Source organism: Glycomyces rhizosphaerae, from assembly GCF_042647865.1.
Taxonomy (GTDB): domain Bacteria; phylum Actinomycetota; class Actinomycetes; order Mycobacteriales; family Micromonosporaceae; genus Glycomyces; species Glycomyces rhizosphaerae.
This window is the reverse complement of sequence record NZ_JBHRWO010000015.1, coordinates 97,474-115,564: the sequence shown is the minus strand read 5'-3', so window position 1 is coordinate 115,564 and position 18,091 is coordinate 97,474. Positions and strand designations below refer to the sequence as shown.

15 protein-coding genes are annotated in these 18,091 nt (G+C 69.6%); 5 read left to right on the top strand and 10 right to left on the bottom strand.

What is annotated here, in order from left to right:
- Positions 1-35: 35 nt before the first annotated feature.
- The gene (soxR, locus tag ACFO8M_RS17740) at positions 36-491 is read left to right on the top strand and encodes a redox-sensitive transcriptional activator SoxR (RefSeq protein WP_387977979.1); all 456 of its coding nucleotides are present in this window, start codon (positions 36-38) and stop codon (positions 489-491) included.
- Between the two features lie 12 nt (positions 492-503).
- Here soxR and ACFO8M_RS17735 read toward each other — a convergent pair whose 3' ends face one another.
- From ACFO8M_RS17735 to ACFO8M_RS17715, 5 genes are all read right to left on the bottom strand, one after another.
- Positions 504-2,585, bottom strand: coding sequence for an Hsp70 family protein (locus tag ACFO8M_RS17735; protein ID WP_387977977.1), 2,082 nt, complete (start codon positions 2,583-2,585; stop codon positions 504-506).
- A 153-nt stretch (positions 2,586-2,738) separates the two neighbouring features.
- Positions 2,739-4,940 carry a DEAD/DEAH box helicase gene (locus ACFO8M_RS17730; protein ID WP_387977975.1) on the bottom strand — a complete coding sequence of 734 codons (2,202 nt, stop codon included), beginning with the start codon at positions 4,938-4,940 and terminating at the stop codon, positions 2,739-2,741.
- Positions 4,941-5,165: 225 nt separating this feature from the next.
- Complete coding sequence (locus tag ACFO8M_RS17725; protein WP_387977973.1) at positions 5,166-6,191, bottom strand: GNAT family N-acetyltransferase; 1,026 nt, start codon at positions 6,189-6,191, stop codon at positions 5,166-5,168.
- An 88-nt stretch (positions 6,192-6,279) separates the two neighbouring features.
- A complete protein-coding gene (locus tag ACFO8M_RS17720) occupies positions 6,280-7,317 on the bottom strand; it encodes a GNAT family N-acetyltransferase (RefSeq protein WP_387977971.1) in 1,038 nt (345 codons plus the stop codon).
- Positions 7,317-8,345, bottom strand: coding sequence for a GNAT family N-acetyltransferase (locus tag ACFO8M_RS17715; protein ID WP_387977969.1), 1,029 nt, complete (start codon positions 8,343-8,345; stop codon positions 7,317-7,319). The genes ACFO8M_RS17720 and ACFO8M_RS17715 overlap by 1 nt, the downstream gene beginning before the upstream one ends.
- 169 nt (positions 8,346-8,514) lie before the next feature.
- Between ACFO8M_RS17715 and ACFO8M_RS17710 the strand changes: the two genes are divergently transcribed.
- Together ACFO8M_RS17710 and ACFO8M_RS17705 are read left to right on the top strand one after the other, a co-directional pair.
- Positions 8,515-9,114 (top strand): SigE family RNA polymerase sigma factor, encoded by a 600-nt coding sequence (locus tag ACFO8M_RS17710; protein WP_387977967.1) that lies wholly within the window; start codon positions 8,515-8,517, stop codon positions 9,112-9,114.
- Positions 9,107-10,306, top strand: a complete 1,200-nt coding sequence (locus tag ACFO8M_RS17705) for a hypothetical protein (protein ID WP_387977965.1) — start codon at positions 9,107-9,109, stop codon at positions 10,304-10,306. Before ACFO8M_RS17710 ends, ACFO8M_RS17705 begins: the two co-directional genes overlap by 8 nt.
- Positions 10,307-10,371: 65 nt before the next feature.
- Here ACFO8M_RS17705 and ACFO8M_RS17700 read toward each other — a convergent pair whose 3' ends face one another.
- The 3 genes from ACFO8M_RS17700 to ACFO8M_RS17690 form a co-directional block, all read right to left on the bottom strand.
- Entirely contained in the window at positions 10,372-10,575 is a 204-nt protein-coding gene (locus ACFO8M_RS17700) for a cold-shock protein (protein WP_387977963.1), read from the bottom strand.
- Positions 10,576-10,734: 159 nt separating this feature from the next.
- Positions 10,735-12,609: an ABC transporter ATP-binding protein gene (locus ACFO8M_RS17695; protein ID WP_387977961.1), complete on the bottom strand. Its 1,875-nt coding sequence runs from the start codon at positions 12,607-12,609 to the stop codon at positions 10,735-10,737.
- A 176-nt stretch (positions 12,610-12,785) separates the two neighbouring features.
- Entirely contained in the window at positions 12,786-13,052 is a 267-nt protein-coding gene (locus ACFO8M_RS17690; protein WP_387977959.1) for a helix-turn-helix domain-containing protein, read from the bottom strand.
- Positions 13,053-13,156: 104 nt separating this feature from the next.
- Between ACFO8M_RS17690 and ACFO8M_RS17685 the strand changes: the two genes are divergently transcribed.
- Positions 13,157-14,416: a hypothetical protein gene (locus tag ACFO8M_RS17685; protein WP_387977957.1), complete on the top strand. Its 1,260-nt coding sequence runs from the start codon at positions 13,157-13,159 to the stop codon at positions 14,414-14,416.
- Positions 14,417-14,622: 206 nt separating this feature from the next.
- Here the strand turns inward: ACFO8M_RS17685 and ACFO8M_RS17680 are convergent, their stop codons facing one another.
- Both ACFO8M_RS17680 and ACFO8M_RS17675 read right to left on the bottom strand, forming a co-directional pair.
- A complete protein-coding gene (locus tag ACFO8M_RS17680) occupies positions 14,623-15,036 on the bottom strand; it encodes a hypothetical protein (RefSeq protein WP_387977955.1) in 414 nt (137 codons plus the stop codon).
- A 249-nt stretch (positions 15,037-15,285) separates the two neighbouring features.
- Complete coding sequence (locus ACFO8M_RS17675) at positions 15,286-16,905, bottom strand: ABC-F family ATP-binding cassette domain-containing protein (RefSeq protein ID WP_387977953.1); 1,620 nt, start codon at positions 16,903-16,905, stop codon at positions 15,286-15,288.
- A gap of 405 nt (positions 16,906-17,310) precedes the next feature.
- On the opposite strand from ACFO8M_RS17675, the gene ACFO8M_RS17670 reads away from it, so the two are divergent.
- On the top strand, positions 17,311-18,033 hold the full coding sequence (locus ACFO8M_RS17670) for a M23 family metallopeptidase (RefSeq protein WP_387977951.1): 723 nt from the start codon (positions 17,311-17,313) through the stop codon (positions 18,031-18,033).
- Positions 18,034-18,091 lie beyond the last annotated feature (58 nt).

The following is an 18,091-nucleotide window of genomic DNA, read 5'->3' as shown; positions in this document are numbered from 1 at the left end:
CGACTTGAAGTAAAGACCGAAGTGAGCAGGGCCACATGACTTCCCACGATCCGGCGACGATGCTGGCCATCGGCGACTTCGCCGCGCGCGCCGGCGTGACGACCTCGGCGATGCGCTACTACGAGTCGCTCGACCTCATCCGCTCGATGCGCACCGGCGGCAACCAGCGCCGCTACCGCCGCGCCGAACTGCGCCGCGTCGCGTTCATCCGCGCCGCCCGGTCGATCGGCCTGTCCCTCGACGAGATCAAGGAGACCCTCGACCGGTTGCCCGACAAGCGCATCCCCGACCGCGCCGACTGGCAGCGCCTCTCCGCCGAATGGAGCCGGCGGATCGACGACCGCATCGCGCACCTGCGGGGGCTCCAAGAGGACCTCGACGGGTGCATCGGCTGCGGCTGCCTCTCGATCGACAAGTGCACGATCTACAACCGGGAGGACGCGCTGGCCGAGGAGGGGGCGGGACCGGTGCGCGGGTTCAAGCCGCTGTAACCGTGCCTTGGTTCAGCACTCGGGAAGGCCCCCCAGGGAGTTCAGGTCCTCCGGGTCGATCACGAGCCACACGAAGGGAATGTAGCCCTTGGCGCCGTCGGGCAGCTCCACCTGGATCATGAGGTCGGAGGCGTCCTTGCCCGGGTGGTAGTCCCAGAAGCCGTCTTCCTCCTCTCCGCGCGGAGTGATCTCCTCGGCGGCGTAGGTGCAGTTGAGGTGGAAGGTCTCGCCGACGGCGGCGGTGCCGATGCTGCTGCCGGGGACGGTGGCGGTACCGCGGATGCCCGGTTCGCCGCCCTGGTCTTGGCAGTACTCGCGGGTCTGCGGGCAGTCCCAGTAGACCTCGCCGACGACCGTCTCGGTTTCGGCCGTTACGAAAAGAGCGTCATCGTCCGGATCCGCACGGTAGACCCGAACCTCATAAGTCTCGGAGGCCCACAGGCCGGTCACGCTGACCCGATTGCATGGCACCGGCAGCATGGGGGCCGCCGCTTCGGCGCCGTTGATGTCCGCGAAGCAGCTCCCGAGCTCCTCGGCCGCGTTGGTCACGACGGTGATCGAGCTGGCGGTGGTCTGGACGTCGACGATCTCGACCTCGGCCCATTCGGAGACGACGTCGCCGTCGACGAGGTCGTCGGGCGTCGGGCTCGTCTCGGGTTCCGAGGCCGCGTTGGAGGTCGGATCGCCACCCGGATCGCCGTCACCGCCGTTCTGGAGCGCGGAGAGGACCAGGCCGATGACGAGCGCGATGAGGATGCCGAAGATGAAGAGGGTCGACGGCCGCGGCGAGCGCTGAGGCGCTTTTGGCGAGGGAGGGGTCAAGGGCGGCAGGGCGCCGGTCATCGGGGTGGTCGGCGGGCCTTGGACGGTTTCGGGCGTCGGGTCGGCGGCGAGCGGTCGCGTCGGTGGCGGCAACGGGGTGTACATCGGCGCGGTGACGCCGACGGCAGGCGTGTGGGGCGGCGCGGCGGCCGCCGGTGTGAGCGGCGGCGCGGGCGACTGCACCGGAGCCTGGATCGCGACGGCGCCCTCGCTCACGACCAGTTCCGGCTGTTCGATGAGCGTCGGCGCGACGCCGAGTTCCTGGTGGATCATGGTGGCGGCCAAGGGCATCCGGCTCGCGCCGCCGACCATGAAGAGGCCCGCGAGCTGTTCGGGCGCGAGCCCGGCCTCGCGGATCACGGCCCTGGTGATCTCGACGGCCTGGGCCATCAGGGGGCGGGCCAGGAGTTCGAGCTCGGAGCGGGTGAGCAGTTCCTCGATGGCGAAGCCCGGCACCGCGATCTCGGTGCTCGTGTGGCGCGACAGGCGCTCTTTCGCTTCGCGCACTTCGTCGTAGAGCATGAAGCGCTGCCGCAGTTTCTCGGCGCCGGCGTCCGGGTCGAGCAGCGCCGCCCACCTTGCGGCGCGTTCCTCGGAGGCGGCGAAGCGACCGCCGAAGTAGTCCACGAGGGTCTGGTCGAGGTAGTGGCCGCCGATGCGGTCCGAGCCGTCGACGGCGAGCACCTCGTAGCCGGTGTCGGTGCGCGCCACCGCACTCGCGTCGAACGTGCCCGCGCCGAGGTCGAAGACCACGAGGGTCCGGCCGGGCGGGAGGTCGTGGCCGAGCACCTCCGCGAAGTAGCGGGCGGCGGCCACCGGTTCGGGCAGGAGCACGGGCGACACCGCACCGGCGGCGACGGCCGCGTCGCCGATGATGTGGCGACGCGCCGGGCCCCACCCGGCGGGGACGGTGACCGTGACGGACCGGGGCACGCCCGCGATCGCGCCGCAGTCGGCGATGACGCGGCGCAGTACCGCCGCGACCGCCTCGCGCACCGGGACCTCCTGGTCCCCCAACAGGATCGACGAGGCGTCCAGGCGCAGCTTCGGGTTCCGCTCGTAGCGTTCGGGACGGCGGCGGCCCTCGCGGGCGGCGTCGCGTCCCACATGAATGGATGCCTCGTAGTCGAGGTATATCCCTGAAGGCAGGAGTGGCGTGCCTTCGAAGAGCAGCTGGTGCCGGCGGCCGTCGTCGCGGAGGACCGTGGCGACCGTGTGGTGGGTGCCGAAGTCGATGCCGAGCGCGGCTGCCGTTCGGGGGGCGGAGTCCATCCAGAGCCTTCTGCGAGGGGGCGGATCGGGGCTCATACAGGTTACTCGGACCCGTCGAAGGCCGCATCGTTCGCTCGGTGGACGCGAAGCGGCCCTGGGGAACGAGTTCCCCAGGGCCGCTTGCTCAGTCAGTATCGCCCGACGATGCGGTGCTTACCAGCGGTCGCGACGCTCGCGGTCGCCTCGGAAGCCGCCGCGCTCGCCGCGGTCGTCGCCGCGGAAACCACCGCGGCTGCCGCGGTCGTCGCTGCGGAAGCCGCCGCCACCGCTGCTGCGGTTGTCGCGGTCGCCGTAGCTGCGACGCTCGCCGCCACCGCTGTAACCGCCGCTGCGGCTCTCGCCGCCGCGGTAGCCGCCACTGCGGTTGTCGCGGTCGCCGTAGCTGCGACGCTCGCCGCCACCGGAGTAGCCCCCGCTGCGGCTCTCGCCGCCGCGGTAGCCGCCCTCACGGCTGCCCTGGTAACCACCGGAACCGCCTTCGCGGTTGCCGCGGTAGCCGCCTTCACGGCTGCCCTGGTAGCCGCCGCCGGAACCGCCCTCGCGGTTGCCGCGGTAGCCGCCACCGGAACCGCCTTCACGGTTGCCCCGGTAGCCGCCACCGGAACCGCCTTCACGGTTGCCCCGGTAGCCGCCGCCGCTGCCGCCTTCACGGTTGCCGCGGTAACCACCGCTGGAACCGCCGCGACGCTCGCCGCCGCGGTCGTCGCGCTCACGGCGCGGGCCGCGGTCATCGCGGTCGCGGCGCTTCGGCGGGTCGAGGATCTCGCGCTCGGCCTGCTCGCGCAGACGGGTCGCCTGGGCACGCAGGCCCTCGGCGTCCTCCTTCAGTCGCTGGATCTGCTGCTCCAGGCGGGCCGCCTCCGCGTCGTTCTGCGAAGCCTGGTGGTCGGCCGCCACCGCGCGCAGGTCGGTGAAGTTGCGGGCGCCCATCAGCGCGGTCAGCTCGGGGTCGAAGTTGTCGTTCACGTAGTGGCGCTGGGCCTCCACGCCCGCACGCTCGATCAGGCTGAACATGCTGCGGTTCTGGTGCGGCAGCACCAGGGTCGCCACATGCCCGGACTGGCCGGCGCGGGCGGTGCGCCCGGCGCGGTGCAGGTAGTCCTTGTGGGTCTTCGGCGGGTCGACGTGGAGGACCATGTCGACGCCGTCCACGTGGATGCCGCGGGCCGCGACGTCGGTGCAGACGAGCGCGTCCAGGCGACCGTTCTTGAAGCGGTCCAGGACCTTCGAGCGGTCGACCTGCGACATGCCGCCGTGCAGGCCTTCGGCCTTGACGCCGGCCTCGCGCAGTTCGTCCGCGATGCGGTCGACGGCGAGCTGGGTCCGCACGAACACCATCGTCAGGCCCGGGCGGGCGGCGACGGCCGCGGTCATCGTGGCCTTGTCGCGCGGGCCGATGAGCAGCAGGTGGTGGGACATGGTGGTGACGGAGCCGGCCGACGGGTCGACCGAGTGGGTGACCGGGTCGGACAGGTACTTCCGGACCAGGACGTCGATCTCCTTCTCCAGGGTGGCGGAGAAGAGCATGCGCTGGCCGCCGACGGGGAGCATGTCGAACAGCTCCTCGACCTCGGGCAGGAAGCCCATGTCGGCCATCTGGTCGGCCTCGTCGAGGATGGCGAGCTCGACCGAGTCGAGCGAGCACTCGCCACGGCGGATCAGGTCGCGCAGGCGGCCCGGGGTGGCGACGAGCATGTCGACGCCGGAGCGCAGCGCGTCGATCTGGCGGTTGAACGCCGTGCCGCCGCAGACGACCTTCATGTCGATGCCGACGGCGTCGCCGAAGGTCTGGAGCGACTCGGCGACCTGGATGGCCAGCTCGCGGGTCGGGGTCATGATGATCGCGCGGGGCCGCTTGGCCTTGGTGCGACCGCCCGCGGCGAGGCGGGCCAGGGTCGGCAGGCCGAAGGCCAGGGTCTTGCCCGAGCCCGTCTGGCCACGGCCGAGGATGTCGCGCCCGGCGAGGGCGTCGGGGATCGTCGCGGCCTGGATCGGGAAGGGCGTGATGATGCCCTGCTCGGCCAGCGCGGCGGTGATCTTCTCGGGCAGGCCGAGTTCCTCGAACGACGGGCCGGTGTAAGCGGGGACGTCGGCGGTCTCGACGGAGAACTCCTCGGCGGGAGCCTCGTCGGCGACGGTCTCGATGACGGATTCCGCCGGCGCGGCTTCCGCGGTCACGGCTTCAGCGGCCTCGACGACGGCTTCGACCGGAGCGGTCTCGGCGGCGGCCGGAGCCTCGTTCACCTCGACGGCTTCCGCGACGGGGGCCTCGGCGATTTCGGGGGCTTCGGTGGTTTCGAGTGCGGCGTCGGATGCGCTGACGGCAGCATCGGGCACAGTTTTGTCAAGAGTCATGGTTCGCCTTCCGCGAGAACGACTTCGTAAAGTGACGCACGTTCCGCGGAGCTTTGGTTCACCATGAGCCGACGGTGATGGGGCGGGACGCGCCTGATCGGGCCACAAAGAGGGCCAGCTGTTGACAATAGCCGACCGTGGGCGGCGAATGCCACCTACACGGTCGGCTTGTGCCTGGAGACACCATTTCGAGGCGATGTCCCCGGCGGATCGGTCCGATTCGGGTCAGGCCTCGAGCTTGCGCAGGAATTCGCCTCCGGCGTCGACGATCTCGTACCCGAGGGTGACGTTGATGTCGATCATGGGGGCGTTGACGTCGGCGTTGTCGGTCCAGATCGCACGGACGTGCGGGAAGTTCTCGCGCAACAGCCGCAGGTTGACGATCTTGAGGAGCAGGCCGAGGCGGTGGCCGCGGTGGTTCTTGTCCACGATCGTGATGCCCTGGTAAGCGTCCGGGAACTCGCCGTCGTCGTGGACGAAGACTGCCGTGTTGGCGACGACCTCGCCGCTGAGGCGGTAGCGGGCGACCGTATGGATCGGGACGATGCCCATGGCCTCGGTGCGGTCGGCCTTGGCGTTCCTCAGCTCTACGTCGATGGTCTCGGGTTCGAGGTCGAGGTCGCCGAGCGGGACTTCCGCGAGGATGGTGGAGTCGATGCGGGCCATCGTCTCGACCAGTTCGGCGGGTGTGCGCCCGACCCAGGAGATGATCTCGTACTCGTCGCCGGCTGCGGCCTGGGCCTTCTCCAGCAGTGCCTGCTCAGTGTCGGTGCCCAGGGCGTCCACGGCGCAGCGGCGGTTGATCACCGTGAGCGCGAGCTTGAAGCCGTGCTTTTCGAGGAACAGCTGCCCGGCCTTGGAGCGTTCGATGCCGTCTTCCCAGGTCATATGGGTGTCGAGGGTGATCTCGGTGCGGCCGTGCTCGCGCGCGTGCGCGATGAAGTGGTCCAACAGGGCCGTACCGATGCCTTTGCGGCGGTGGTCGGGGTGGACGTTGATCCAGGCCCAGGCGAAGTGGAGATTGGCGCGGTTCGGCATGCCGATGCCGAGCTGGGCGAGGACCTGGCCGTCCTCGACGGCGACGAAGTGGGCCTCGTCCTCGTCCGGCGGCGGGTAGCTCAGGCCCTTGATGAAGGCGGCCCGGTGCGGGGCGGGGCTCTCGGGGTGATCGGCCGCGTGGGTGGCCCGCATGACGTCGAAGGCGCCTGAGACGAGGTCACCGTCTGCGGGATCGAGTTCGATGATTTCCATGACGTCAGTGTGGACAGCGCCGGGGACCTGCGGCAACCGAATTTTCCGGTTCCGCCCGCGCCGTTCGGTCCGGCGCGGGCGGAACCGGTCAGACGTCCAGCTTGCGCTGGTAGGAGAGGAGTGCGTCGACGGGGCGGAAGCCCATCTGATCGTTGATGGCGACCATGTTGGCGTTGTTGTCGGCGTTGCCGGTCCAGATGGTGGTGACGTGGCCGTGGTGCTCGCGCAGTTGTCGGAGGTTCGCGAGTTTGGTCAGGAGGCCGAGGCGGTGGCCGCGGTGGGCCGGGTCGACGATGGTGATGGCCTGGCCGGCGTGCTCCTCGCCTTCATGGGCGTAGATGAGGGTGTTGGCGGCGAGGTCGCCGCCGGCCTGGTGGACCGCGATCGTGCGGACCAGGATGTCGCCCTTGGCTTCGGCGCGATCCTCGCGGGTGCGGACGAAATCCGCGTCGACCGTGCGGGGTCGCAGGTCGAGCTCGCCGAGGGGGACTTCGGCGAAGATCTGGGAGTCGATCCGGCCGAGTCCTTCGACGTACTCCTCGGGGCTGCGGCCGATCCAGGAGACGATCTCGTAGCCTTCGGCGGCGGCGATCGACGCGTCCCAGAGGCGTTGCTCCGCCTCCGGGTCGATCGCGTCGATCCGGAGGCTGCGGTCGATCTCGGTGAGCGCCTTGGTGAAGCCGTGCTTCTCGAGGAATCTCGCCCCGGTTTCCGGGCGGCTCGGGCCGCCTTCGACGGCGGCGCGGACGCGGATGACGAGTTCGCTGCGGTGCTCGTCGCGGGAGAGCCGCAGGAAGTGGTCGAGGAGCGCGGTGCCGAGGCCGCGGCGGCGGTGGTCGGGGTGGACCGCGAGTTCGATCTCGGCGTAGTGCGCGTTCTCGTCGTGTGGCAGGTAGACCCAGGTCTGGCCGAGGACCGTGCCGTCGTCCACCGCCGTGTAGCAGCGGTACTCGGAGTTCGGCGGCGGGTGTTCGAGGGCCCCGGCGTAGCGGTCCTCGGGTACGGGTGGGAGTTCAGGGGTCTCGGTGGCGCGGACGAGCTCGAACAGTTCGTGGACCTGCTTCAGGGCGTCCTTGTCCTCCAGGTGTACGCGGCGGATCTCCACCGCCGCTGGGCTTTCCGACATCACTGTGCCTCCAGCTTGAGCTGGTACTCGGCGCTGGCATCCACAGTGGTGTATTTCAGGAGTTCGTTGATGGCGATCATCGGGGCGTTCACGTCGGCGTTGTCGGTCCAGATGTACTCGACATGCGGGAACCGCTCGCGGATCTGGCGGAGGTTCGCGAGTTTGAGGAGCAGGCCGAGGCGGTGGCCGCGGTGGGCGGGATCCACGATCGTGATGGCCTGGTGGGCGTCGCGGTAGTCCCCCTCGTCGATGCCGACTTCGGTCCACGCCACGATCTCGCCCGTGGTGCGCTCGACGGCGACGGTGTGGGAGATGATCCGGCCTTCGGCGGCGTAGACGGCCTCGCGGCCGCGGAGCTTCTCGGGGGTCACGTGCTCGACCTCCATCTCGATCTCCCCCAAGGGAATCTCGCTGATGATCATGGTCTCCATGCGGCACATGGTGTCGAGCAGGTCGTCGGGGACGGCGCCGACCCATTGGCGCAGTTCGTAGGCGTCGCCCGCGGCGGCCAGCGCCTTCGCGTACTGCTCGGCTTCGCGTTCGGGCCCGAGGGGGTCGACGGGGCTGCGGCGGTTGACGGTGGTGAGGGCCTTGGTGTAGCCGCGGGATTCGAGGAGCCGCGCGAAGTCCTCGTCGCGCGCGGGGCCGTTCTCCCAGTACACCGGGGCGCTGGTGAGGGCGGTGGTGCGGCCGTGCTCGGCGCTGAAGCGCTCGACGTGGTCGAGGAGGGCGGTGCCGACGCCGCGGTCGCGGTGGTCGGGGTGGACGGCGCCGAAGCGCAGCATCGCGAGTTCGAGGTTCTCGTCGGTGAAGAAGGCGACGCGAGTGTGGCCGAGGAGTGCGCCGTCCTCGACGCAGCCGAACCAGTGGTTGGCGCGGCCGGGGAAGGCGTGGGTGAAGAGGGTCTTGAAGAAGCGCTCGACGGGCGCGGGGTTCTCGGGGGTGTCCGCGTGGTGGGCGGCGGTCAGCACGGCGAAGGCCTGTTCGACGAAGTCGGGGTCTTCGGCGTTCAATTCGATGATTTCCACTGGGACAGTGTGCCTGGTGGTGGCCGATGGTCTCAATCCGGTTTCGGTGATTCGGACCCTGTCCGTTCGGCCAGTCGTAGCTGACCGTTCGTAGGATGCGGACCGGTGCCCGCTTTCCCGTCTTAGCAGGTATCTCCACCGCATTCTGCCGACAGAAACGGAACCGACCGTGAGCGGATCGACTCACCCGTCAGGGGCACCACCGGAAGCTCCACCTAGGACGCAGTTCGAGGACTTCGTCAGAGGCAGGTCGAAGGCGCTGTGCGCCTCGGCCTACCTGCTGACCGGCGACCGCGGCCTCGCCGAGGACCTCGTCCAGGACGCGCTCGCCCGCACCTGGCGCTCGTGGAAGCGCCTGCACCGCACCGCGAACGCGGAGGCGTACACGAGAAGGACCATGTACCACCTGCATGTGAGCTTCTGGCGGCGCAAGAAGGTCGCGGAGTTCGCGACCGGTGCGGTGCCCGACCGGGCCGATGTCCGCGGCGAGGCGGACACCGCGCTGCGCCTCACCGTGCACGCGGCGCTGCTGGCACTGCCCGCGACGCAGCGGGCGGCGATCGTGCTGCGCTACTTCGAGGACCAGACCGAGACGGCGGCCGCGGCGATCCTGGACTGCCCGGTCACCACCCTGCGGGCCCGCGTCCAGCGGGGCCTGCGGCGGCTCCGGAGCACCCTCCCCGAGCTGGTGCTCGACGGGGACCCGGAAGTGCAGCTCGCCCAATGGGAGCGAGAGTTCCAGGCCGAGAGAGGAGAACGCCATGCCTGAGTCGATCCGCACGCTGCTGCACGACATCGGGGGGGACGACCCGGGGCCCTCGCGGGACCTCGCGGCGGGCGCCGTCAGCCGCGCCCGCTCCATCGGGCGCCGCCGCTTCGCGGCCGGGGCGATCGGCGCGGTCACCGCGCTCGCCTTGGCCGGGGCCGGAACGGCCGGCCTGATCGGCAACCGAGACGGCGACGGCACGCCTCCGGTGGGAGACCCGACCACGGTCGAGGAGCCGAGCCCGGACGAGGACTCGGACAACGTCGACGGCGCGGAGGAGATCACCACGGAATGCGGGATGCGACCGCAGGACTGGGCGGACCAGGGCTTCGAGTTCCCGGCGATGGACGGGTCGGGCACCCTCAGGTCCTTGGACGAGATCCCGGAGAACCCGATCTACCGGCTCACCGATGCCGAGGCCGGACCGAGCTCGTGGTGGATCTTCGCGGACGGCACGGCGGAGGGCATCGACGCCGGGGGCGAGTACGAGTACCACGTGGCCCCGGACTCGAACCGGGTGATCGCGGTGAACCGCGCCGACGGGTGCGGTGCCGCCTATGTGGAGATCGGGTACGACTCCGCCAACCCGAACCTCGCGGCGTTCTCGGTCGAGCCGGTGCACTGCCCGATCAGGTGGTCCCCCGACTCGGACAAGGTCCTGTTCACCGAACCGGTCGGGTTCGAGGACCCCAAGAGCTACATGCTCAATGTGGCCACCGGCGAGATCACGGAGGTGGCGGAGGAGCTGTACTGCGGCGGTGTCTGGCTGCCCGACAGCGAGCACGTGTGGACCGGTGACACGGTCATGCGGCCCGACGGCTCCGACGCGGTAGCGCTGCCCGGGCTCTCGCGCGACGTGGAAGGCGACGACCTGTGGTGGCCGACGGGGATCGCAGCCGATCGCGGCGAGGTCTGCATCCAGGAGTACCGCGCCGAGGAGGGCGACATCGATCCGTGGAAGTGCGAGTACTACGTCGACGCCGAGACCGGTCGACCGCTGGAACTGCCCGTCAGCGGCGACGGCGACGAGCAGGTGGTGTTCCTCGACGACGGCAAGATGCTGATCCTGGTCGAAGACGGCGGGACGACGACGCAGTACCTCGTCGGCCAGGACGGGAACGTCATCGACGAGCGGGAGCTGCCCGCCGAGTACCAGGAGGTCGTGATCGAACTGGTCTCCTACTACCCCTGGTAGGCCGTAGGCACTACAGAAGCCGCTGTCCTTCGCATGAAGGGCAGCGGCTTCGGCTCGCCTATTGCTTAGAGTGCGCGCAGGTTGGCGGCCTGCGGACCCTTCTGGCCCTGCTCCACGTCGAACTCGACCCGCTGGTTCTCTTCCAGGGACCGGTAGCCGCTGCCGGTGATCGCGGTGAAGTGGACGAAGATGTCGGGACCGTCGCCATCAGGGGCGATGAAGCCGAAGCCCTTGTCGGAGTTGAACCACTTGACTGTGCCTTGCGCCATTACTGTGTTTCCTTGCGATGTTGATGTTCAGACTCGCCGCCCGTTCCGTTCCGGGGATCGTGCTCCCCGGTGCGGAGCGGGCGCCGCTGTCTGGGATGTGCTGCCGTTGCCGGCCTTCCGCCACTTCGTCGGATATCCCGCCGAACCGGTTTCTGCACCCTACAATACCCCCGCCTCCTGGAACTGGGTCTTGTACAGCTCCGCGTAGAGCCCGCCGCGGTCGACGAGCGCCTCGTGGGTGCCGGACTCGACGACGCGGCCGTCTTCGAGGACGACGATCCTGTCGGCCCGCCGCACCGTCGAGAGGCGGTGGGCGATCACGAGGGAGGTGCGGCCTTCGAGGGCCGAGTCGAGAGCGCGCTGGACGGCGGCCTCGGACTCGGAGTCGAGGTGGGCGGTGGCCTCGTCGAGGATCACGATCGGCGGGGCCTTGAGCAGGACCCGCGCGATCGCCAGGCGCTGCTTCTCGCCGCCGGAGAACCGGTAGCCGCGCTCGCCGACCACGGTGTCCAGACCGGATTCGAGGCGGCGCACCGTCTCGCCGATCTGGGCCCGGTCGAGGGCCTCCCAGATCTGCTCGTCGGTGGCACCGGGCCTGGCGTAGCGCAGGTTCTCGCGCACGGTGTCGTGGAACAGGTGCGCGTCCTGGGTGACCATGCCGATGTGGTCGGCCAGCGAGGAGGCCGAGAGATCGCGCACGTCGACGCCGCCGACCTCGACCGTGCCGCTCGACACGTCGTACAGGCGCGGCACCAGGGTCGCGGTGGTGGTCTTCCCGGCGCCCGAGGGGCCGACGAGGGCCACGAGCTCGCCCGGGGCCACGGCGAACGAGACGCCGGTCAGGATCTGGCGGCCGTTGTCCGAGCGGTCGGGACGGGCCAGGTCCTCCAGGCTCGCGAGGGAGACCTCGTCGGCGCCCGGGTAGTGGAAGTCGACGTCGCGGAACGCGATCGAGGCGGCCCCTTCGGGCAGCTCCTTCGCGTCCGGCTTCTCGCGGATGAGCGGCTGGAGGTCGAGGACCTCGAAGACCCGCTGGAAGCTCACGAGCGCGCTCATGACGTCCACGCGCACGTTCGACAGCGCCGTGAGCGGCCCGTAGAGGCGGGTGAGCAGCAGCGCCAGCGTCACCACGGTGCCCGGGCTGAGCTGCCCGGCGAAGACCAGCGCGCCGCCGAGCCCGTACGCGAGGGCCTGCGAGAGGCCGGCGACGAGCGTGAGCGCCACGATGAACGTGCGAGCGTACATCGCGGTGGTGATGCCGATGCCGCGCACCCGGTCGGCCTTGTCGGAGAACTCCGACGACTCGGTCGCGGGGCGGCCGAAGAGCTTCACGAGCATCGCGCCGCCCACGTTGAACCGCTCGGCCATCTGCGTGTTCATGGCGGCGTTGAGGTCGAAGCCCTCCTTGGTGAGCGCCGCGAGCTTGCGGCCGACCCATTTGGCGGGGATCAGGAACACCGGGACGAGCACCAGCGACAGCAGCGTGATCTGCCAGGACTGGAAGAACATCACGCCGATGATGAGCGCCACGGCGATGCCGTTCGAGACGAGCCCGGAGAGCGTGCTCGTGAAGGCGCGCTGCGCGCCCATCACGTCGTTGTTCAACCGCGAGACCAGCGCGCCGGTCTGCGAGCGGGTGAAGAACGCGACCGGCATCGACTGGACGTGGTCGAACACGACCCGCCGCAGGTCGAAGATGATGCCTTCGCCGAGTTTCGCGCCGTACCAGCGCATCGCGAGGTTGAGGATGCCCTCGACCGCGGCGAGCCCGGCGATGACCGCGGCGATCGTGACGACCCCGCGCTGGGTGCCGTTCGCGCCGGTGAGCTCGTTGACGATGTCGCCCGCGAGAACCGGCGTGGCGACGCCGATCGCCGCGATGAGCGTCACGAGCCCGATGAAGAAGCCGATGTCGCGCCGGTAGGGCCTCGCGAAGCGGAGGATGCGGCGCTTCACGCCGGGGGAGAGTTTGACCCCTTTGAGGTCGTCCGCGCGCCGCATGGAGCGCATCGCGTCCCATCCGGCAGGTCCCATCGATGACACTGGGCCTCCAATTTTCAGGTGTGCCCAGGTGCGTCGTCGGCCGCGCTCGTCGTCTGTCTGCAAGGCGGAGCGCGGGTGGCTTGGGCGGGTCTTGGCGAAGCTCGCGAGCCGTCAATAGGCACAGTCTGCTGTCTAATCGACTCCGTCAACGCCCAGCCCGGCCCGATTTATTTCCGCGGGCTCTTGCGAGCCCCTCCCCTGGTCCGAAAGTCGACGTCGGCTTCGGCGAGGAGCCGGTGCACGAACCCGTAGGAGCGCCCTATGGTTGAGGCGATGTCCCGGATGCTCTGCCCTTTCTCGTACTCGACGCTCACGTACTCGGTGAGTTCGCGGCGTTCGTCCCCTCTCACCTGCCGGTTCGGGTCGGTCCTGGCGGACTCGACCGGGGGACCGCCGGGAACGCCACTGCTGCGGGGTGGAACCTCTGGTGCCATGTGTCCTTTCCTACGCACGGAGGGTGATCAAGGTGTGTTGTGAAGTTTGCCGGAGTTTTCTCGCCCGGCGGTCGCTTGTGTCGGATACCCGATAGTTTCGTAACGTGACCGCACCGCAGACCTCATTCACCGACCGGGTGGACTCCCTCGCCCCGGCCCGGCAGCGCCAGGGCCGGCTGCGCGACATCGGGATCTGGATCGCGCTCCTCGTGGCGACGCTGACGGTGGCGTCGGTCGCGGTCGAGACCTCCGAAGTGGTCGGACCGACCACGCTGCCGTGGTGGCCCGCGCAGAACCTCTCCCTGCACGTCACCGTCGGCATGGTCGTCGCACCGCTCACGGCCGCAGCCGTACTCGCGGTGGCTTCGCGGCCCGCGGCGGCGCGCATGTCGTGGAACACGCTGCTCGTACTGTCCTATCTGGCCTCGATCACATGGTCTGGCGCGCTGCACACCAACGTCGACCCGACGACCATGACGACGGCGACCGCCGGTGCGCGCCAAGCGATCGCGCTGCTCGTCTCCTACACCGGATCGCAGGCGGGCCTGGCGATCACGGTCGTCGCGATCTCGTGCCTGACGGTGCCGCTGACACTCGTCGCGGTGAAGTCCGTCGCCGGACCCGTTGCGGCGCGGGCACTCTCACCGGTGCTGATCCTCGGGCCGTGGGCGGCCTGGACCACCTTGGGCATCGACGGGATCTCCGCGGCCGCCTGCGCGGCCGTGCTCGCTTGCGGCGCGGTCGTGTCGGAGCGGCGGGTGAAGGGCTCGGACGCGTTCTGGGGCGCGGCGGCCTCCGGCGGCCTGCTCGCGATCGCGGCACTGTTGTCCTACGGGGCGGCGTGGTTCGCGGTATCGCTGCTGTGCCTGTACTTCGCACGGCGACGCTCCATGCAGATCCTCGTCGCGGCGGGCGCGGCGCTGGCCGTGCTGGCGGTGGCGGCGACGCTGGGGAACTCGTGGCCCTACGGACTCGTGGACACCTACAACGCGGCGATCGGCGAGATCGCCGCGCACCCCGGCCAGCTGTGGTGGCTCGCGCTGATGCCCGCGCTGGTGTGCGTGGCGTGCGGCCCCGCGGTGATCGAGAGTCTGCGGCGCTTCGGATCGAGCTCGGCGTGGCCCTTGATGATCGGGCCGCTCATGGCGCTGATGATCGCGCCGCTGAGCGGTTCGAACCCGGAGCAGCCCGAGTACGGCTGGATCGCCTTGTGCCCCTGGCTGATCGTGGCCGCGACCGCCCCCCGCATCCACGGCATGCGCGCTCCGCTCGGCGCCGAGCGGAGCAAGCACTCCGTACGGGTGCCGCTGGTGACCGCCGGAGCGGGCGCCTGCGCGGCGATCGTGCTGATGTATTCGGGCTGAGCACGTCTCTCAGGCCGAGCGCGCCTACCACCAGATGATTGATTCCAAGGGGTCAGTGGTCGTATGAGGTCGGGGTGTTCCTTGACGAGGTCATCGACCGTCACGGAGTCCAAATCTGATTTTGGTGCCGCACAACAAGTCTGGACTCCGTCTTCTCATGCCGTCGGCAAGGGCGCCAACCTGGCCGACCCCCTGGAATCAATCATCTAGACCGTGGTGGTCTGGTTCGAGCCCGACCACCACTGGCCGTTGGCGTGGTACACGACGTACCAGGCGATCCGGTGGCCCTCGGGGAAGTCCTTGTTGCACACCGTCCAGCCCGCCGAAGGGGCGAAGTTGTTGGTGCAGTAGCCTTCGCGGTCGCCGTCGAGGTCCCACCAGGTGATCTTGACGACGTAGTCGGCCGAGCCGTTGTTCTTGAGCCAGATGTAGTCGCCGTAAGGCTGGACGCAGCCGGACACGTAGCGGTTCTCGACGCACTCCCTGGAGCTGTCCTCGTACCAGGTGACGTTGGTCGTCCAGTCATGCTCGTACGCGGCAAACGCCGGGGTGGCGAGGCCGAGGACGGCGAACAGGGGGACGGCGAGCGCGGCGAGGAGCGCCGCGAAGCGGTTGCGCATGGGGGATGCCTCTCTGATGGTCGTGACCGCGCTCCGAGGCGGGGCGCAGGCGGGGAATGCGTTCGGCGCCAACGGATTTGGACCGAGTGCTGACCAAAGTACGCAGTGGGTCGGACCCAGGGTTGCCTACAGTGCACGGTTTTTTCTCGGAGCGGTCGTGTCGGCACCCGAGGCCGGGATCGGGCTCGTCCCGCGCGGGTACGACAAGACGGGGGCCTCACGGCCCCCGTGTCACTCGATCGTGTGCGCTTACGCGAGCTCGACGAGCTCCATCAGGTCGTCCGACCACAGGTCCTCGTCGCCGTCCGGCAGCAGGATCGCGCGTTCGGGGCGCAGGGCCTGGACCGCGCCCGGGTCGTGGGTGACCATCACGATCGCGCCGGTGAAGCCGTCGACGGCGTCGAGCACCTGCTGGCGGCTCGCCGGGTCGAGGTTGTTCGTGGGCTCGTCGAGCAGCAGCACGTTCGCGCCCGAGCACACCAGGCTCGCCAGCGCCAGCCGTGTCTTCTCGCCGCCGGAGAGCACGTGCACGGGCTTGTGCACGTCGTCGCCGGGGAACAGGAACGCGCCCAGGATCTTCCGCAGGTCGGCGTCGGGCAGGTTCGCGCCCGAGTCGGAGGCGGCGGACTGCATCTGCTCCAGCACGGTGCCGGTGTGGTCGAGCGTGTCGTGCTCCTGCGCGAAGTAGCCGATGCGCAGGCCGTAGCCGGGTTCGACCTGGCCGGTGTCGGGTTCGAGGGTGCCGGCGAGCATGCGCAGCAGCGTGGTCTTGCCCGCGCCGTTGAGGCCGAGGATGACCACGCGGGAGCCGCGGTCGATGGCGAGGTCGACGCCGGTGAAGATCTCGAGCGAGCCGTAGGACTTCGACAGTCCGCTGGCGGTGAGCGGGACCTTGCCGCACGGGGCGGGCTGCGGGAGGCGCACGTCGGCGACCTTCTCCTGCAGCAGGTCCTCTTCGAGGTTGTCGAGCATCTCCTCGGCGCGGCGGATCATGCCCTTGGCGGCCTTGGCCTTGGTGGCCTTCGCGCCGAGCTTGGCGGCCTGCTTGGTGAGCGTGGCGGCCTTCTTCTCGGCGTTGGCCCTCTCGCGGCGGCGGCGTTCGGCGTCCTCGGCCCGCTGGCGCTGGTAGGCCTTCCAGCCGAGGTTGTAGGAGTCGATGACCGAGCGGGTCGGGTCGAGGAACCACACCGTGTTGACGACTTCTTCGAGGAGCTCGACGTCGTGGGTGATGAGGACCAGGCCGCCCTTGTGGCCGGCGAGGAAGCCGCGGAGCCAGTTGATGGAGTCGGCGTCGAGGTGGTTGGTGGGCTCGTCGAGCAGGAGGATGCCGTCGCCGTCGTCGGAGAAGAGGATGCGGGCGAGTTCGACGCGGCGCCGCTGCCCGCCGGAGAGGGTCTGCAGGGGCTGGGCGAGGATGCGGTCCTCGAGGCCGAGCTTGGAGCAGATGCGGGCGGCCTCGGATTCGGCCTGGTAGCCGCCGCGGGCGGAGAACTGCTCCTCGAGTCGCGAGTAGCGGTTGACGAGCTTGTCGCGTTTGGCGTCGTCGGCGACCTCGGCGAGTGCGGCCTCGGTCTTGGCGAGGTCGGACAGGAGCTGGTCGAGGCCGCGGGCGGAGAGCACGCGGTTGGAGGCGGTCTGCGTGAGGTCGGCGAAGCGCGGGTCCTGCGGCAGGTAGCCGAAGGGGCCGGTGCTCTCCATCTTCCCGGCGTAGGGCTGGGTGAGCCCTGCGAGGACGTTCATGGTGGTGGTCTTGCCGGCGCCGTTGCGTCCGACGAGGCCGATCCTGTCGCCGGGCTGGATCCGCAGATCGGCCCCGGACAGGAGGATGCGCGAACCGGCGCGCAGCTCGAGACCGGTGGCGGTGATCATGGGGCACTCCTTCAGGCGATGGCGACCGGATGACGGCAACCTGGTGATGGGCGGCCGACTTTGCCGCAGACTTTCCAAGTTTAGGCGGCGTCGTGCGTCACGGTCATGCCGATATAAGCCGTCCTGCCGAATGTGAACGAGCACTCACTCTTAGTGATCTCCCTCGTCCTTTCGGAGGAGGCGCGGCCGCCCCGGGGTGCCGACCTCTGCCGCAAGAGGACCAGTTCGGGCGTTGTATCGCCTGGTCATAGGCCTAGTGTCCAATTCGGGTCTGTTACGTTTCCCCGCGCTATGGGCAAACATGACGACACCAGCGAATCAGCTGGCAAGGAATTGACCAGCCGCCGACTCCGGGCCGTGCTCCGCAGTCGCCGAATCCGTCGCGAACGTCACAGCTGGCGTTTCGTGAACGGCGGCCTCGCCGCCGCGATCCTCATCGGGTCCGGGCTCGCCGCGCTCTCAGGGCAGAACGCCGCGGCGCAGGCCGCGGAGGCCGCGGAAGAGCAGAACGACACTGTCGTGGCGTCCGAATGGCCGGTCGACACCGTCCTCGCCGGGATGGAGACCGAGTGGGTGGCCGAGCAGGCCGCTCGCGAGAAGGCCGCCGCCGAAGCCGCCGCCAAGGCGGAGGCGGAGGCAGCCGCGGTCAAGGCCGCCGAGGAAGAGGCGGCCCGTCTGGCCGCTGAGGAAGCCGAGCGCGCCGCAGCGGAGGCCGCTGAAGCGGCCGCTGAGGCGGCGAACCCGTGGACCGCCCCGTCGGACGCAAGGATCACTTCGTACTTCGGGATGCGCGACGGCAGGCTGCACGGCGGCACCGACTTCGGCAACTGGGAAGGCGACGAGATCAAGGTGGTCGGCGACGGCACCGTGACCTACGTCGGCTACGAGGCAGGCGGCTACGGCAACGTGGTCTACGTCGACCACGGCGACGGCATCGAGACCCGGTACGCCCACGCCTCCGAGGTCCCCGTCCAGGTCGGCGACAAGGTCTCCAAGGGCGACACGATCATCCTCTCCGGGAACACCGGCGGCTCGACCGGTCCGCACCTGCACTTCGAGGTGCTGATCGACGGCGAGAAGGTCGACTCGCTCGCCTGGCTCGAAGACCAGGGCATCGACGTCGGCTGAGGCCGAGAAGACTTTTCTCTCTCCTACAAGTGAATATGAAGCGGCGGCCCGGGGTTCA

What these genes read in the sequence shown, in the direction of transcription:
- ACFO8M_RS17690 (WP_387977959.1), bottom strand. Translation starts at nt 13,052, where the DNA reads ATGGCACCAGAGGTTCCACCCCGCAGCAGTGGCGTTCCCGGCGGTCCC.
- ACFO8M_RS17695 (WP_387977961.1), bottom strand. Translation starts at nt 12,609, where the DNA reads ATGGGACCTGCCGGATGGGACGCGATGCGCTCCATGCGGCGCGCGGAC.
- ACFO8M_RS17680 (WP_387977955.1), bottom strand. Translation starts at nt 15,036, where the DNA reads ATGCGCAACCGCTTCGCGGCGCTCCTCGCCGCGCTCGCCGTCCCCCTG.
- ACFO8M_RS17705 (WP_387977965.1), top strand. Translation starts at nt 9,107, where the DNA reads ATGCCTGAGTCGATCCGCACGCTGCTGCACGACATCGGGGGGGACGAC.
- ACFO8M_RS17700 (WP_387977963.1), bottom strand. Translation starts at nt 10,575, where the DNA reads ATGGCGCAAGGCACAGTCAAGTGGTTCAACTCCGACAAGGGCTTCGGC.
- ACFO8M_RS17675 (WP_387977953.1), bottom strand. Translation starts at nt 16,905, where the DNA reads ATGATCACCGCCACCGGTCTCGAGCTGCGCGCCGGTTCGCGCATCCTC.
- ACFO8M_RS17725 (WP_387977973.1), bottom strand. Translation starts at nt 6,191, where the DNA reads ATGGAAATCATCGAACTCGATCCCGCAGACGGTGACCTCGTCTCAGGC.
- soxR (WP_387977979.1), top strand. Translation starts at nt 36, where the DNA reads ATGACTTCCCACGATCCGGCGACGATGCTGGCCATCGGCGACTTCGCC.
- ACFO8M_RS17735 (WP_387977977.1), bottom strand. Translation starts at nt 2,585, where the DNA reads ATGGACTCCGCCCCCCGAACGGCAGCCGCGCTCGGCATCGACTTCGGC.
- ACFO8M_RS17730 (WP_387977975.1), bottom strand. Translation starts at nt 4,940, where the DNA reads ATGACTCTTGACAAAACTGTGCCCGATGCTGCCGTCAGCGCATCCGAC.
- ACFO8M_RS17720 (WP_387977971.1), bottom strand. Translation starts at nt 7,317, where the DNA reads ATGTCGGAAAGCCCAGCGGCGGTGGAGATCCGCCGCGTACACCTGGAG.